The 14,537-nt window shown below is 70.4% G+C and carries 15 protein-coding genes; 6 read left to right on the plus strand and 9 right to left on the minus strand.

Going from position 1 to position 14,537, the window contains the following annotated elements:
• Position 1: 1 nt before the first annotated feature.
• The 7 genes from OG504_RS44390 to OG504_RS44420 all read right to left on the minus strand — a co-directional run bounded on the left by OG504_RS44390 (position 2) and on the right by OG504_RS44420 (position 7,330).
• Positions 2-1,216 (minus strand): cytochrome P450, encoded by a 1,215-nt coding sequence (locus tag OG504_RS44390; RefSeq protein WP_405994832.1) that lies wholly within the window; start codon positions 1,214-1,216, stop codon positions 2-4.
• Between the two features lie 7 nt (positions 1,217-1,223).
• The gene (locus tag OG504_RS44395; protein ID WP_363093211.1) at positions 1,224-2,288 is read right to left on the minus strand and encodes a type III polyketide synthase; all 1,065 of its coding nucleotides are present in this window, start codon (positions 2,286-2,288) and stop codon (positions 1,224-1,226) included.
• A 337-nt stretch (positions 2,289-2,625) separates the two neighbouring features.
• Positions 2,626-2,862, minus strand: a complete 237-nt coding sequence (locus OG504_RS44400) for a DUF6213 family protein (RefSeq protein ID WP_033278262.1) — start codon at positions 2,860-2,862, stop codon at positions 2,626-2,628.
• Between the two features lie 25 nt (positions 2,863-2,887).
• Complete coding sequence (locus tag OG504_RS44405) at positions 2,888-4,273, minus strand: NADP-dependent succinic semialdehyde dehydrogenase (RefSeq protein ID WP_405994833.1); 1,386 nt, start codon at positions 4,271-4,273, stop codon at positions 2,888-2,890.
• A gap of 74 nt (positions 4,274-4,347) precedes the next feature.
• Positions 4,348-4,824 carry an NUDIX domain-containing protein gene (locus OG504_RS44410; RefSeq protein WP_405994834.1) on the minus strand — a complete coding sequence of 159 codons (477 nt, stop codon included), beginning with the start codon at positions 4,822-4,824 and terminating at the stop codon, positions 4,348-4,350.
• Positions 4,821-6,359, minus strand: coding sequence for an ATP-dependent DNA ligase (locus OG504_RS44415; RefSeq protein WP_405994835.1), 1,539 nt, complete (start codon positions 6,357-6,359; stop codon positions 4,821-4,823). Before OG504_RS44415 ends, OG504_RS44410 begins: the two co-directional genes overlap by 4 nt.
• A 29-nt stretch (positions 6,360-6,388) precedes the next feature.
• Complete coding sequence (locus OG504_RS44420) at positions 6,389-7,330, minus strand: NAD(P)/FAD-dependent oxidoreductase (RefSeq protein ID WP_405994836.1); 942 nt, start codon at positions 7,328-7,330, stop codon at positions 6,389-6,391.
• A 79-nt stretch (positions 7,331-7,409) separates the two neighbouring features.
• Here OG504_RS44420 and OG504_RS44425 point away from each other — a divergent pair, with 79 nt between their 5' ends.
• The 6 genes from OG504_RS44425 (at position 7,410) to OG504_RS44450 (ending at position 12,779) form a co-directional block, all read left to right on the plus strand.
• Complete coding sequence (locus tag OG504_RS44425) at positions 7,410-7,991, plus strand: helix-turn-helix domain-containing protein (protein WP_405994837.1); 582 nt, start codon at positions 7,410-7,412, stop codon at positions 7,989-7,991.
• A 191-nt stretch (positions 7,992-8,182) separates the two neighbouring features.
• Positions 8,183-9,160, plus strand: coding sequence for an NADPH:quinone oxidoreductase family protein (locus tag OG504_RS44430; protein WP_405994838.1), 978 nt, complete (start codon positions 8,183-8,185; stop codon positions 9,158-9,160).
• Entirely contained in the window at positions 9,157-10,362 is a 1,206-nt protein-coding gene (locus tag OG504_RS44435; protein ID WP_405994839.1) for an acyl-CoA dehydrogenase family protein, read from the plus strand. Before OG504_RS44430 ends, OG504_RS44435 begins: the two co-directional genes overlap by 4 nt.
• On the plus strand, positions 10,359-11,432 hold the full coding sequence (locus OG504_RS44440) for an acyl-CoA dehydrogenase family protein (protein WP_405994840.1): 1,074 nt from the start codon (positions 10,359-10,361) through the stop codon (positions 11,430-11,432). The genes OG504_RS44435 and OG504_RS44440 overlap by 4 nt, the downstream gene beginning before the upstream one ends.
• 181 nt (positions 11,433-11,613) lie before the next feature.
• Positions 11,614-12,477 carry a phosphatidylinositol-specific phospholipase C/glycerophosphodiester phosphodiesterase family protein gene (locus tag OG504_RS44445; RefSeq protein ID WP_405994841.1) on the plus strand — a complete coding sequence of 288 codons (864 nt, stop codon included), beginning with the start codon at positions 11,614-11,616 and terminating at the stop codon, positions 12,475-12,477.
• 107 nt (positions 12,478-12,584) lie between these two features.
• Positions 12,585-12,779 (plus strand): hypothetical protein, encoded by a 195-nt coding sequence (locus tag OG504_RS44450; protein WP_026150825.1) that lies wholly within the window; start codon positions 12,585-12,587, stop codon positions 12,777-12,779.
• Between the two features lie 38 nt (positions 12,780-12,817).
• Here OG504_RS44450 and OG504_RS44455 read toward each other — a convergent pair whose 3' ends face one another.
• Positions 12,818-14,056, minus strand: coding sequence for a phosphodiester glycosidase family protein (locus OG504_RS44455; protein WP_405994842.1), 1,239 nt, complete (start codon positions 14,054-14,056; stop codon positions 12,818-12,820).
• Positions 14,057-14,131: 75 nt separating this feature from the next.
• Complete coding sequence (locus OG504_RS44460; protein ID WP_405994843.1) at positions 14,132-14,491, minus strand: DUF779 domain-containing protein; 360 nt, start codon at positions 14,489-14,491, stop codon at positions 14,132-14,134.
• Positions 14,492-14,537: the final 46 nt, after the last annotated feature.

The raw sequence follows: 14,537 nt of genomic DNA on the forward strand, positions 1-14,537 counted from the left end.
CTCACCACGTCACGGGCAGGGCCTCGGGCCCGCGGATCAACGCGCCCTTCTTGAAAGGGACCTGATCGGCCGGTACAGCGAGCTTCAGCCCCGGAATCCGGTCCAGCAGCGCGTCCACGAGCAGCTCGGACTCCAGTCGCGCCAGCATGTTGCCGGGACAGAAGTGCGGGCCGAAGCCGAAGGACACGTGAGGATTCGGACTGCGGGTGAAGTCGATCCGGTCCGGGTCCGGGAACACGTCCGGGTCCCTGTTCGCGGCCAGGTACGACACGTACACCGGGTCGCCCGCCCGCATCCGTACCCCGCGGATCTCCACGTCCTCCATGGCGATCCGGGACAGCCCGACCGCGTTGCGGTGCGGGATGTAGCGCAGCAGCTCGTCGATGGCCTGGGGCCTCGACTCCGGTTCCGCGCGCAGTCGTTCGACGAGATCCGGGCGGGTCAGCAGCAGGTAGAATATCTGCCCGCTGTTGTTGGTGACCGCCTCGCCGCCGATCTGCAGCAGCACCGCGAGCCCCACCGCCTCCTCCAGCGTGATCTCCTCCCGGCCCACGGCGGCACCGAGCAGCGAGGCGACGTCCTCGCCGTCGCTGCCCTCCCGCAGGCCGATGAGATCGCCGAAGTAGGCGCCCATCTCCTGCTTCGCCTTCTCGCTGACCTTGGCGCCGTGCGAGGAGGACAGGATGAGCTGGGTCCAGGTGTGCATGCCGTGCCGGTCGGCGGCCGGGACGCCCATCAGCTCGCAGATCACCGCGATGGGGAAGGGGCTCAGCACGGTCTCGGTGAGGTCAGTGGGCGGCCCGTTCTGGAGCAGCTCGTCGATCAACTCGTCGAGCAGCAGGCGGGATTGCTCCCGCACCCGTTCCACCCCGCGTGCCGTGAACGCCTGGGCGACCGAGCGCCGTAGCCGGGTGTGGTCCGGCGGGTCGAGGAAGCCGACGGCGCCGCGGGCGGGGATGAAGTGCGGGGCGAGCCGGGTCACCGGCTGGGCCATCACCGCCTCGCGGCTGAACCGGGGGTCGTTGGTGACCATCCGCACGTCGTCGTGCCGGGTGACCAGCCAGGCCCAGCCCTCGCCGTTGGGCAGCTTGATCCGGTTGACCGGACCCTCCCGCATCAGCTTGGCGAGGACCGGGTCGAAGTCCACCCCGGTCAGGTCGAGGGCCGGCCAGGGCCGGACCGGGGGCAGGGTCTCGGTGAGCGTCTCTTCAGTCATGCCGTACTCAAGCCGTCTCTCGGTCGTCGCTGTGCCAGCGGCCCAGGGCCATCTCGGCGGTGATACCGGGTCCGAACCCGGCGAGGAGTCCGCGCGCCCGGTGTTCGGCACCGCCCTCGTCGAAGAGCCGGCGCAGCGCGTCCAGGACGACGGCGCTGGCGATGTTGCCGTACTCGGTGAGGGTGGCCCGGCTGAACCGGAACGCGTGCGGGTCGACCTGGAGGAACTTGCTCAGGTCGTCGAGTATTCGGGGCCCGCCCGCGTGGACTATGTAGAAGTCCAGGTCGGCCGCGTCCCAGCCGTGCAGTCCCGCGAGGTCCTGGAGCGCCGGTGCGAGGGGCTCCATGGTGGCCGGCACCCGCTTGTCCAGCAGGAAGTGGAATCCGGTGGCCCGGACGTCGTACATGATCCACTCTTCGGTCTTGGGGATCAGGTACGACCCGTTGCGCTCGAGCTGGATGCCGGTGCCGCCCCGTCCGCGCACGACCGCGGCCGCGATGCCGTCGCCGAACAGCCCGTTGGAGAGCAGGGAGCCGATGCCGAGGTCGGTCGGCTGGTAGCACAGCGAGCAGAACTCGCAGGCCACGATGAGCGCGTTGGCGTCCGGGTAGGCCGTGCAGAAGTCGTGCGCCCGGTTGATGGCCGCGCCGCCGGCCGCGCAGCCCAGCTGGGCGATGGGGATCTGCCGGGTGGTGGCGTCGAACGCCATCTCGTTGATCAGCCAGGCCGTGAGCGAGGGCATCATGAAGCCCGTGCACGAGACGTAGATGATCACGTCGATGTCGGTGGTGAGGAGCTCCGCCTCGTCGAGCGCGCGCTGCACGACCGAGGGGACGCGGGCCTTCGCCTCGGCCGTGTAGATCCTGTTGCGGTCCTCGAACCCCGGGTGCTTCAGGGTCTCCTCGATGGGCTGCACGATGTGCCGGGTGCGCACACCGGTGTTCTCGATCAGTCGGAGGGCCAGCGGCAGGTTGGGGTGGTCCGCGTGACGGGAGCGCGCCAGCTCCAGCGTCTCCTCCATCGTGATCACGTGCTCGGGAACCGACACCGAGGGCTTGCACAAAGTCGCCATGAACCGTCCCTGCTTTCGCCTTCCGGAAGGCCTTCGCCCGCCGGTCAGAAGGTGGTTCACCTCAGAGGGTGGTGCACCCACGATCACCCGGGAGGACGACGATCTCGCGGTGGACTACTCCAATTCAGGGACAAGCTCATAAAGACGGGATCAGTGATACCTGTGCAAAGCCAGTGAACCGCCCGAGCTTCTGCTCGCGGTTGAGTGGTCCGAGTCAGGGACGAGGGGCCGAGCTCTCAAACACCGCTCAGCGCACTCCCCAGGGGCGCGGGGCTGTATCGATTTGCGGCTCCGCCGCGTGGGCGCGACCAGCCCCCATCGGCCCGCACCCGACAAACTACGAACCGCCCCCACTGCTGTGCGCAATACACGCAACGTCAATACGGTCGGCCAGCTTCGCCAACTCGATCGTCAGCGCGGCAACCGTGTCCTCGTCCAGCCCCTCTTCCCCGGCCTCGACAAGGTGCAGCCACCGCCCACCCACGGTACGCAAAAGCTTGCTGACATCCGCGGCAGCCACCTGCAAGGTCCCGCGGTCGTCGACGATCAGAGGCAGAGTCACTTCGCGGTTCACAGAGGGGATCGTAGCCGCGGAACGCTCACGCTCCGTGCCATACCGTGGTGATGTTGCAGAACTCGCGGATTCCGTGCCCCGACAGCTCCCGCCCGTACCCGGACCGCTTCACCCCGCCGAACGGGAACGCCGGATGCGACGCGGTCATCCCGTTGAAGAACACCCCGCCCGCCTCCAGGTCCCGTACGAACCGCTCGACCTCCGCCTCGTCCCGCGTCCACACGTTGGAACTCAGCCCGAACGGTGTGTCGTTGGCGAGGAGGACGGCCTCGTCGAGGTCGGCGACCCGGTACAGCGTGGCGACGGGCCCGAACGTCTCCTCGCGGTGGATGCGCATCTCGCGGGTGATGTCGGTGAGGACGGTCGGCGGGTAGAACCAGCCGGCTCCGTCGGGCCGCTCACCGCCGCACAACACAGTGGCCCCGCTCTCCACCGCGTCGTCGACGAGTTCTTCCAGATCGCTACGGCCCTGCTCGCTGGCGACCGGTCCGACCTCGGTCTCCTCCGCCAGCGGATCACCGACCGTGAGCGCCTTCATGCCGGCCACGAACCGCTCGGCGAACGCGTCGAAGACATCCGTGTGCACGATGAACCGCTTGGCGGCGATGCACGACTGCCCGTTGTTCTGCACGCGCGCGGTCACCGCGATCTGCGCGGCCCGCTCGATGTCGGCGGACGGCATCACGACGTACGGGTCGCTGCCGCCCAGTTCCAGAACCGTCTTCTTGACCATGTCCCCGGCGACGGACGCGACCGCACGCCCGGCCGGCTCGCTGCCGGTGAGGGTGGCCGCCTTGACCCGCTCGTCGCGCAGGATCTCCTCGATCGCACCGGAACCGACCAGCAGGGTCTGGAACGCGCCCTCCGGGAAGCCCGCGCGGTGGAACAGGTCCTCCAGATAGAGGGCGGTCTGCGGCACGTTCGACGCGTGCTTGAGCAGGCCGACGTTGCCCGCCATCAGCGCGGGCGCGGCGAAGCGGATCACCTGCCACAGCGGGAAGTTCCACGGCATTACGGCGAGCACCGGGCCGAGCGGCCGGTAGCGGACAAGGGCCCGGGAGCCGCCCGAGTCCTTGACGTCCGCCGCGTCCGGCTCCTCGTCGGCGAGGAGTCCCTCGGCGTGGTCGGCGTACCAGCGCATCGACTTCGCGCACTTCGCGGCCTCCGCGCGGGCCTGCTTGACCGGCTTGCCCATCTCGGTGGTCATGGTCCGGCCGATGTCCTGCCGGTCCTCGTCGAGCAGATCGGCGGCCCGGTGCATGAGCCGGGCGCGCTCGGCGAAGGAAGACGTCCGGTACGTACGGAACGTGGCCTCCGCGAGCTGGAGCCGCCGCTCGATCTCCTCGGCACCCATGGCCTCGTACGTCTTGAGCGTCTCGCCGTTCGCCGGGTTGACCGTCGCGATGGGCATGGCTGACCTCCTGGAGCGGGCTGTACCTCGACCTTCCCGCGTGGCACGGGGGACCGCAACGCGTACACGGTCCTTCAGCCCGAGTGCTCCACCAGCCGGTCGAGAAACGTGGCCTGCGCGGTGACGATGACGGCCCGCGCCCGTTCGAGGCCCAGCCACTCCACGCGATCCAGCTCCGGGAACTCCTGGACCTGCCCCGACTTCGGCGGCCACTCCATCCGGAAGGTGCCGGGAACCATGTCCGCCGGGTCGAGATCGGCCTCGATCGCCCACGCCGTGACGACCTTCCCGTTGCTCTGCCGCACCTCGCCGAGCTCGATCGCCTCGCCGTCCGGCGGCGCGATCCCCAGCTCCTCCTGGAACTCACGCCGGGCCGCGTCCCAGGCGGTCTCGTCGGGCTCGTACTCACCCTTGGGCACACCCCACGCCCCGGCGTCCCGTCGCGCGAAGAACGGGCCGCCCATATGGCCGAGCAACACCTCCAGCCCACGATCGGTGTGCCGGAACAACAACAGCCCGGCACTCCGCTTCCCCCTCGCGTCCCCGCTCACGGCTTCACCTCCGGATGCGCCGCCAACAACGTCTCCACCGAGTCCGCCTCCTCCGCCCGCTTGTCCTCCCGATACCGCACGACCCGCGCGAAGCGCAGCGTGACACCGGCCGGATAGCGGGTCGACTTCTGCAGTCCGTCATACGCGATTTCCACGACGAGTTCGGGCCGTACGGTCACCACGTGGCCGTCGCTCTGCACGGCCAGCTCCTGGAGGCGCTCGGTCTGCCAGGTCAGCACGGCGTCGGTCATGCCCTTGAAGGTCTTGCCGAGCATCACGAAGGAACCGTCCGAACTCCGGGCGCCCAGATGGAGGTTGGAGAGCTTGCCGGTGCGCCGGCCGTGTCCCCACTCGGCGGCCAGGACGACCAGGTCGAGCGTGTGGACGGGCTTCACCTTCAGCCAGGAGGCGCCCCTGCGGCCCGCGCTGTAGGGGGCGTCGAGGCCTTTCACCACGACCCCCTCGTGGCCGCGCTTCAAGGTCTCGGCGAGGAAGGTCTCCGCCGCCGGGACATCCTCCGGGCCGGACACGAGAGTCCGGCGGACGCGCATCGGCTCGGGCACCAACTGGGCCAGTTCCGCGTGCCGTTCGGCGAACGGCAGGTCGAGGAGATCGCGGCCGTCGACGGACAACGCGTCGAAGAACACGGGGGAGACGGGGACCGTCTCGGCGGCCGTGGCCACGTCCACCCGCGATCCGACCCGGCCTGCCGTCTCCTGGAAGGAACGCGGACGCCCGTCCGCGTCGAAGGAGATGACCTCACCGTCCAGGATGAACCGCTCGCCTCTCAACTCCAGAGCGGCGGCGGTGAGTTCGGGCAGCCGGTCGGTGATGTCGTCGAGGGTGCGGGTGTAGAGCCGTACGACTTCGCCGTCGCGGTGGACCTGGACGCGGATGCCGTCGAGCTTCTCCTCGACCGCGCAGTCGCCCAGCTTCTCGACCGCCTCGGCGACGGACGTGGCGCTGTGCGCGAGCATCGGCAGGACCGGGCGGCCCACGGTCAGCCGGAAGCGGTCGAGCGATGCCGGGCCGTCGGCGAGCAGCGCCTCGGCCACCGTCTGGAGCGAACCCGCCAGCATCACGGCCCGTCGAACATCCGCTGCGGGCACGTCGGTTGCCTGGGCCAGGCCCTCCACGGCGACCGCGTCGAGCGCGCCCTGCCGGACCTCACCCGTGATCAGCCCGAACAGGAAGCGCTGCTCGTCGGCGGTGGCCGCGCCCATCAACTCGCCCACCAGGCGCGCCCGTTCGGCCTGCGAACCGGCGCCCGACACCTTGCCGAGAGCGGTGAGCCGCGCGTCCACCTCGCGCACGGTGAGGGTGGGTTCGAGGGCCGGTTCGACCGACTGGCTCAGTACCTTCCAACCGATGCCGAGCCGCCCCTGTGGCAGGCGGCCCGCCAGGTACGGGATGACGATCGGGACGTCGTCGGCCTCCGCGTCCCGGAAGAGCTCCGCGAGCAGGGCGATCTTCCGGGACCGCGCCGAGGTGGCGGCGACCTCCTGGGACACATGCGCGAGCCGGGTCAGCAGCATGCAGCCATCGTGCAACGGAGGCGGGCGGTCTACACCCGGACGGCCGCGTCGAGGTCGGACATGAGCAGTTCGCCGTTGATCGTGGCGGCCGCCCGGTACCCGGCGGAGGCCGCGTTCACGACCTGCTCCCCGAAGCCCATCGCGTTGCCCACGGCCCACACCCCGGGCACGGTCGTCAGCCCCGTCGGGTCGACCACGGGGTACGCGCCGAACGGGGTCTCCTGCAGCTCGGCGCCCAGCTTCTCCAGGAGCCCGGTCCGCGGGACGGCGCGAGGCGCTACGAACAGGGCCTCGCGGGGATGCGTGCTGCCGTCCGTGAGGCGGACGCCGGTGAGGCGGTCGTCCTCGACGGCCAGTTCGGCGACCTCGCCGGGGACCACGGCGACCCCGGCCGCGGCCAGCCTGCGCAGGTCGTCGTCCGTCAGCTCGGACTCGGCGACCGTGTGCAGGAACAGGGTCACGTCCTTGGACCACTGCGAGACCATCAGCGCCTGGTGCACACTCATCGCCGTCGTCGCGAGCACCCCGAAGGCCCGGTCACGGACCTCCCAGCCGTGGCAGTACGGGCAGTGGATCACGTCCCGACCGAACCGCTCGGCGACTCCGGGGACGCTGGGCAGCTCGTCCTTGAGCCCGGTGGCGACGACGATCCGCCGCGCGTGCACGGTCTCCCCACCGGCAAGCGCCACGGCGAAGTCCGCGCCCTTCGTGACGTCCACCGCGCGGTCCCGGACCAGGTCGACGCCGTAGCGCGCGATCTCCTCGCGGCCCAGGGCGAGGAACTCGGCCGGAGACATCCCGTCCCGGGTCAGGTAGCCCTGCATGTGCGCGGCGGGCGTGTTGCGCGGCTCGCCCGCGTCGACGACCAGCGTGCGACGCCGGGACCGGCCCAGGACCAGCGCGGCGGAGAGCCCCGCCGCTCCGCCGCCGATGACGACCACTTCGTAGGTTCCGGTACGTGTCTCGGTCATGGTGACCACCTCCACCCCCGAAGGTCGCCCCGTCGCTGCCGTATTGACAAACAGGTTTGCCGAAACTGCAATATCGGTCATGAACGACGACATGGACGACGTACTCGCGGAGGTCGGCCCGAGGTTGCGACGGATCCGCAAGGAGAAGGGCGCGACGCTCGCCGGCCTCTCGGAGGCGACCGGCATCTCGGTGAGCACCCTCTCGCGGCTGGAGTCCGGGCTGCGCAAGCCCAGCCTGGAGCTGCTGCTGCCGATCGCACGGGCCCACCGGGTGCCTCTGGACGAACTGGTCGGAGCCCCGGCGGTCCGTGACCCCCGCGTACGCGCCGAGCCGATCGTCCGAGGCGGCCGCACCCACTGGCCCCTGACCCGCCAGCCCGGCGGCCTCCAGGCGTACAAGGTCCTGGAACCGCAGCGGAAGGTCGAGCCGGATCTGCGGACGCATGAGGGCTACGAGTGGCTGTACGTGATGTCCGGTCGCCTACGGCTGTTGCTGGGCGAGCACGACGTGGTGCTGGGCCCGGGCGAGGCAGCCGAATTCGACACCCGGGTCCCGCACTGGTTCGGCTCGACCGGAGAGGGCCCGGTGGAGTTCCTGAGCCTGTTCGGCCCGCAGGGGGAGCGAATGCATGTGAGGGCCAGGCCGAAGCGCGGCCAGTGAAAAATGCCGCCCTGCTGGAGCGCCCCTTTTAGGGGCGCGGGGAACTGCGCGACCAGCCCCCACCGGCCGGCAGCCAAAGAACTACACGCACCCTGGGGATCGTGACGAACCCGACTGTTCCCCGACGCGCAAGCGACCGCTTAGTATGCAACCGACCCCGGTCAGACAGAGCAGTCCCGTGGAGGCCCCGCATGCAGGCATGGCAAGTGCACGAGAACGGCGAACCAAGCGAGGCGATGCGCCTGGCGGAGGTGGAACGACCCACGCCGGGCGACGGCCAGGTCCTGCTGAAGGTACGCGCCGCGAACATCAACTTCCCGGACGTCCTGATGTGCCGAGGCCACTACCAGGTCCGGCCCCCGCTCCCGTTCACCCCGGGTGTCGAGATCTGCGGCGAGACCGAGGACGGCCGCCGCGTGATCGCCAACCCCGCACTGCCGTACGGCGGTTTCGCGGAGTACGCGATCGCGGACGCCGCCGCCCTGCTGCCCGCCCCCGACTCGCTGGACGACGCCGAGGCCGCCGCACTCCACATCGGCTACCAGACGGGCTGGTTCGCCCTCCACCGCCGCGCCCACCTGGAGGCCGGCGAGACCCTGCTCGTGCACGCCGCCGCCGGCGGAGTCGGCAGCGCGGCAGTACAGCTCGGCAAGGCCGCCGGTGCCACCGTCATCGGTGTCGTCGGCGGCGCCGAAAAGGCAGTCGTGGCAAGGGAGTTGGGCTGCGACGTCGTGATCGACCGGCGTACACGGGACGTCGTCGCGGCTGTCAAGGAAGCCACCGGCGGGCGGGGCGCCGACGTGGTCTTCGACCCGGTCGGCGGTGATGCCTACACGCAGTCCACGAAGGTCGTCGCCTTCGAGGGCCGGATCGTGGTCGTGGGCTTCGCGAGCGGGACGATCCCCAGCCCCGGTCTCAACCACGCCCTGGTGAAGAACTACTCGATCCAGGGCCTGCATTGGGGCCTGTACGCCACCAAGAACCCGAAGCTGATCCTGCACTGCCACGAGCAGTTGACCGACCTGGCCGCACGCGGCGTCATCAAGCCGCTGGTGAGCGAGCGCGTCCCGCTGGCCGGTGCGGCCGCCGCCGTGCAGCGCCTCGGCGACGGTGTCACCACCGGCCGGGTCGTCGTCGTACCGTCGCTGGAGAACGGAGCCGCCGCATGAGCGAGGAGACCACGGGAGCGGACTCGGCCGCGGCCGAACTGCGCCGCCGTACCCAGGAGTTGCTGGCCGCGCACCCGCCGCTGGAGACCGACCACCTCGACTTCCTCAAGGCCCGTTTCGACGCCGGGCTCGCGTGGGTGCACTACCCCGAGGGCCTCGGCGGGCTGGGTGCCCCGCGGGCTCTCCAGGCCGTCGTGGACGCCGAGTTGGAGGCCGCGGGTGCCCCCGACAACGACCCGCGCCGGATCGGTATCGGCCTGGGTATGGCAGCGCCGACCGTCCTCCGCTTCGGCACCGAGGAGCAGAAGCAGCGCTTCCTCAGGCCGCTTTGGGTGGGCGAGGAGGTCTGGTGCCAGCTCTTCAGCGAACCCGGTGCCGGGTCCGACCTGGCCGCGCTCGGCACGCGCGCGGTGCGTGAAGGCGACGAGTGGGTCGTCAACGGGCAGAAGGTGTGGACGTCCAGCGCCCACCTCGCCCGCTGGGCCATCCTCATCGCGCGCACCGACCCGGACGTGCCCAAGCACGCGGGCATCACCTACTTCATCTGCGACATGACCGACCCCGGCGTCGAGGTCAGGCCGCTGCGCCAGATCACCGGCGAGGCCGAGTTCAACGAGGTCTTCCTCACCGACGTCCGTATCCCCGATGCCCATCGCCTCGGCGAGATCGGCGACGGCTGGCGGGTCGCGCAGACCACGCTGATGAACGAGCGCGTCTCCATCGGCGGCATGCGCATCCCGCGCGAGGGCGGCATGATCGGCCCGATCAGCCGAACCTGGCGCGAACGCCCGGAGTTGCGCACCCACGACCTCCACCAGCGCCTCCTCAAGCTCTGGGTCGAGGCCGAGGTCGCCCGGCTCTCCGGCGAGCGGCTGCGCCAGCAGCTCGTCGCGGGCCAGCCCGGCCACGAGGGCTCCGGCATGAAGCTCTCCTTCGCCCGCCTCAACCAGGAGATCAGCGGCCTTGAGGTCGAACTCCGGGGCGAGGAAGGCCTGTTGTACGACGACTGGACCATGCGGCGCCCGGAACTGGTGGACTTCACCGGCCGCGACGCCGGCTACCGCTACCTCCGCTCCAAGGGCAACAGCATCGAGGGCGGGACCAGCGAGGTCCTGCTGAACATCGTCGCCGAGCGCGTCCTGGGCCTCCCGGCCGAGCCGCGCACCGACAAGGACGTCGCCTGGAAGGACCTCGCGCGATGACGGATCTGCTCTACTCGGAGGAGGAAGAGGCGCTGCGCGCCGCCGTCCGGGACCTGCTGACCGACCACTGCGACGCGGCGAGCGTGATCGCCCGCACCGAGTCGGACGCCCCGCACGACCTGTCCCTCTGGAAGTCCCTCGCCGACGGCATGGGCCTCGCCGGCCTCCTCGTGCCCGAGGCGCAGGGCGGCCAGGGCGCGACCCATCGTGAAGTCGCCGTCGTACTGGAGGAGTTGGGCCGCGCGGTCGCCCCCGTCCCGTACCTCACCAGCGCGGTCGTCGCCACCGAGGCACTCCTCGCGTGCGATGCCGAGGACCTCCTCGCCGAGCTGGCGTCCGGACGGAAGATCGGCGCCCTCGCCGTCTCCCTGAGTGTCGCACCGGGCGGCGCGCACAAGGCCGTACGGCACGAAAACGGCTCCCTGCACGGGGAGTTGACCGGGATCGCCGACGCTGCCGCCGCCGATGTGCTGCTGGTGCCGGGGGAGGACGGCGGGCTGTATGCCGTCGACGCGGCCGCCGTGACCGTCGTACCGCAGGTGTCCCTGGACCTGACCCGGCCGCTGGCGCGCGTGGTGTTCGACGGGGCCGCCGGGCGTCGGATCGGGGACGCCGAACCCGCCGTACGACGTGCTCTGCGGGCCGGGGCCGGGCTGCTCGCGTCCGAGCAACTCGGGCTCGCCGACTGGACGTTGACCGAGACGGTCCGTTATCTGAAGGAGCGCAAGCAGTTCAACCGGCCCGTCGGCGGGTTCCAGGCGCTCAAGCACCGGCTGGCGCAGTTGTGGCTGGAGGTCGTCAGCCTGCGGGCCGCCGCGCGCAACGCGGCCGACGCCCTCGCGACCGGTGACGACACCGACGTGGCGGTCGCCGTCGCGCAGGCCTACGCGGCGTCCGTCGCCGTCCACGCGGCCGAGGAGGCCGTCCAGTTGCACGGCGGCATCGGCATGACGTGGGAGCACCCGGCCCACCTCTACCTGAAGCGGGCCAAGGCCGACTCGATCGCCTACGGCACGGCGGGTGCCCATCGTGAGGCGCTGGCCGAATTGGTCGACCTGCAAGCTCCTTGAGCGCCATGAGGTGAAGTCCGCGGAAAGCCCGTCCCACCTGGGGCGGGCTTTCCGTGCGCCTCCGCCGAAGGAGTGAACACGCGAGGGCAGTCCGGCCAACTCCTGTCATGTGCAGGTTCGTTGGAGTCCTCACAGCCTCATACTCCCTGTGGTTCTGGCCCGCCCCACACGGAGGAACACCATGGCCCTCATCACCCGTCGCAGAGCTCTCACCGGGCTCGGCGCCACCCTCGCGGCTGTCCTCGCCCCGCCCGCGGGCAGCGCCTTCGCCGGCGAACAGGGGCACCGCAAGCGGCCGTTGTGGCGCGCCCACGCCCACAACGACTACGAGCACCCGCGCCCGCTCTTCGACGCCCTCGACCACCGATTCGGCAGTGTCGAGGCCGACATCTTCCTTGTCGGCGACCAACTCCTCATCGGTCACGACGCGACCGAACTCGATCCGAGCCGCACACTCGAATCCCTCTACCTCGACCCGCTCTCCGCCCTCGTGAAGGCCAACCACGGCTCGGTGTACCGGGGTTGGCGCCATCCGCTGCAACTCCTGATCGACATCAAGACCGAGGGCTCCTCGACCTACCTCGAACTCGACCGCCATCTCCAGAGCTACAAGCACCTGTTCACGACCTGCGCCCACGGACGCGTCCACCCCGGCGCCGTCACCAACGTCATCTCCGGCGACCGCGCGGCCCGTGTCCCCATGGAGGCGCAGACCGTACGACGCGCCTTCTACGACGGCCGGCTAGCCGACCTCGGCAGCTCGGCGCCCGCCTCCTTCATCTCGCTCATCAGCGACGACTGGCAGGCCAACTTCACGTGGCTCGGCACCGGCGCCTTCCCCGACACCGAATGGCAGAAGCTGCGCTCGATCGTCGCGCGGGCGCACGCCCACGACCAGACCGTGCGGTTCTGGAACACCCCGGACGTGGCGGGCCCCGCCCGCGACGCGCTGTGGGACGAACTCTTCGCCGCCGGCGTGGACTTCCTCAACACCGACGACCTGGCCGGGCTGGAAGCGTTCCTGGACGCGCGCCGGTCCGTGTGACACCCGTTCGGGGGACACGTCGGTAGCCCGGACGAACCCTCCGCTACGCCACACTTGCGGCCGAACGCCGCGAACCAGACATGGCGGCGTGGCGGAGGAGGGTGACGATGGCCATTTCCATCTCTGTGGTGCTGCTGCTCCTGATCCTTGCGGTGATCTTCATGCGCAGCGGCGGGCTGAAGCTCTCCCATGCGCTGGTCTGCGCACTGCTCGGGTTCTTCATGGCGAGCACCAGCATGGCGCCCACGATCCACAGCGGCCTGACGGCCACCGCGGATCTGGTGAGCGGCCTGCATCCGTGAGGTCAGCCGGCCGACCGGTTGACGGATCGGCTGGTTGATCAGTTGGTCGAGAAGACTCCGACACCGTTCGGTACGGGACGCTCGGCGCCGCCGCTGGGGTGGTTCCGTACCGTGACGGCGCTCGCGCCGGGTGCGCGGGCGACCAGGGTCGTCGAGCCGCCGCCGTCCAGGCTGAAGGCGTCGACCGAGCCCAACTCCCGCATCTCGGTGGCGACTTCGGCGATCGTCAGTCCGTTGCGGTAGGCGACCGCGCCGTCCGTCGCGAACAGCAGCAGACGGTGGCCGCCGTTCGCGATCCCCACGGCGGTGCGGACGGCCGAGGTCGTGTTGTCGAGACCGGCCAGCGGCCGGCCGTTGCGCAGGACGGGATAGCCGCCGAGGGCGAAGCGGTACGGAACTCCGGACCTCGACGCCACGAGACGGTGCTTCACCTGGACCCGCTCGCCGGTGGACAGCTTCCGCAGCCGCTGCGCACCCGCCTCACGGCCGACGAGAACGGTGGTGCCCGCGGCGATGGCACCGGTGCCAGGGGTGTTGGACGCCGACACGACCCGGCCGTTGCGGACGGTCACCTCATAGGTGTCGGCACTACAGGCGCCGGCCCGGTTCGTGTCCGTGCCACATGTGGCACGCACCCGGGAGACGCTGCCCCACTGTGTGGTGAACGCACCGATGGAGTTCTCCGGCAGCGCGTACTGATTGAACCCGCCGAGCGTCAGCCGCCCGTGCGGGGTGCTGACCGACCCGCTGAGGGCGAGGCTGTCCAGCCGGGCGACCCGGTCGACCCCCACGCCGAGCACGTTCCGGGTGTTCGTGCCGGGCGGCAGCGCGGGCCCGAAGCGCTGGCCGTCCGGTACCGCGGCCTTGAGCGCGATGCCGCTCGCGATGGCGGGTCCGTCGGTGGAGCCGGTGGCCTCGACGCCCGGGTGCTGGGTCTCGGTGATGTTGAAGAAGTCACCGTTGACGCCCGCGACGGCACCCGCCGAGTCGGCCAGCTGGGAGACGGGCTCGCGGGCCGCCACCGCGCCCGGGTACAGCAGGTTGACGCGCACATGGGCGTTGCGCAGGTCCACGACGACCACATGGGCGTGGGTCACACCCTTGGCCGCGGTGATGTCGAACTGCCGGTAGGTGACACCGGGCGCGAGCTGTGTGGTGCCCGGTACGGCGTTGGCCGGTGCCGCCCCGACCAGGGCCGCACCGGCCAGCGCGCCGAGTGCCGTGAGCTGTGTGAGTACGAATCTGCTTGCTCTTAAAGGCTTTTGACGGTGCGTCACAGGATCCCCTGATGTCTCGTCAACTCTCTCAAGTCTCAGGGGAAGTGCAGCAGATGACGGTGACCGGCGGGGCTGCTAGGCGCCGACTACACGGGAACGAGTGAGAAAACGCACCCCCTCGGGTGCTTCCAGCGAGAAACCGCTGCCGCGCCCTGCTACGACGTCCACGATCAGCCGGGTGTGGCTCCACACCTCGTTCTGGCTGCGCGAGATCCAGAACGTCACGGGCTCCGGCACGCCCTCGACGACCAGCTCGGCGAGCAGCACGTCCGAACCGCCGGTGCGGAACTCGCCCTCCGGATAGCACATGGGCGCACTGCCGTCGCAGCAGCCGCCGGACTGGTGGAACATCAACGGGCCGTGCTGTGCGTGGAGTTGACGCAGCAGGTCGGCCGCGGCGGGGGTGAGTTCGACGCGCGGGGTGGTGTCGTCCATGTCAGCCGTCCCAGGGAGCCGGGTGGGGTTGTGCAGGTGACCCAGG

This window comes from Streptomyces sp. NBC_00986 (genome assembly GCF_045162565.1).
In the GTDB taxonomy this organism is placed as follows: Bacteria; Actinomycetota; Actinomycetes; order Streptomycetales; family Streptomycetaceae; genus Streptomyces.